The sequence below is a fragment of the Cellulomonas rhizosphaerae genome (assembly GCF_003470205.1).
GTDB classification, from domain to species: domain Bacteria; phylum Actinomycetota; class Actinomycetes; order Actinomycetales; family Cellulomonadaceae; genus Cellulomonas; species Cellulomonas rhizosphaerae.
Window position 1 is genome coordinate 1 of the sequence record NZ_QWKP01000003.1, and the last position, 757, is coordinate 757.

The following is a 757-nucleotide window of genomic DNA, read 5'->3' on the forward strand; positions in this document are numbered from 1 at the left end:
GATCTACACCAACGGTGGTGAGCTCGCCACGCAGGACGGCGACAGCTGGAAGGGCGCGCTGGAGTCGCCCGAGTCGATCAAGGGCCTCGAGCAGGTCCAGGAGCTGTTCAAGACGGCCACCAAGGCGCCTGCCGACAGCGACTCGAACGAGCCGTGGGTTCCCTTCAACCAGGGCAAGGCCGCGATGTTCTCGGCCCCGACCTGGGCCCGCTGGAGCATCGACCTGCCCAAGTGCAACGAGGGCGTTGCGGCCGACGACACGTCGGACGACGCGACCGCGAAGCGCGCCAAGCAGCAGAAGTGCAACGAGGAGCACACCGGCGTCTTCGCGATGCCGGGCGAGACGGCCGGTTCGTTCGCGACCGCCTTCGCCGGCGGCTCCAACCTGGGCATCCCCGCCAAGTCGAAGCACCAGGAGCTGGCCCAGAACCTGCTCAAGATCATCTTCTCGGCCGACTTCCAGAACCAGCTCGGCAAGAACGGCCTGATCCCGGGCAACACCGAGTACGCCACCTCGATGGGTGACGACGTCTACGCCAAGGCCGCGATCGCCGCTGCCCTGGGCGCCAAGCTCACGCCGGCCGCCGAGAACTGGGCCACCGTCGAGGGCGACCGCATCCTGGAGGACTTCTTCCAGAAGATCGCCACGGGTGCTGACGTCACCGCGTCCGCGAAGGCTGCGGACCAGCTGATCAGCGACGCGCTGAACAAGTAGTCGTACCCCGGTCGGTGGTCGGCTGACCACGGTCAGCCGACC

Annotated in this window: 1 protein-coding gene; it reads left to right on the forward strand. The window is 67.5% G+C overall.

The window, feature by feature from the left end; genetic code table 11:
• Positions 1 to 715 (forward strand): extracellular solute-binding protein (locus D1825_RS00035; RefSeq protein ID WP_118765542.1); only part of this gene is annotated, 715 nt, incomplete at its 5' end.
• Positions 716 to 757 lie beyond the last annotated feature (42 nt).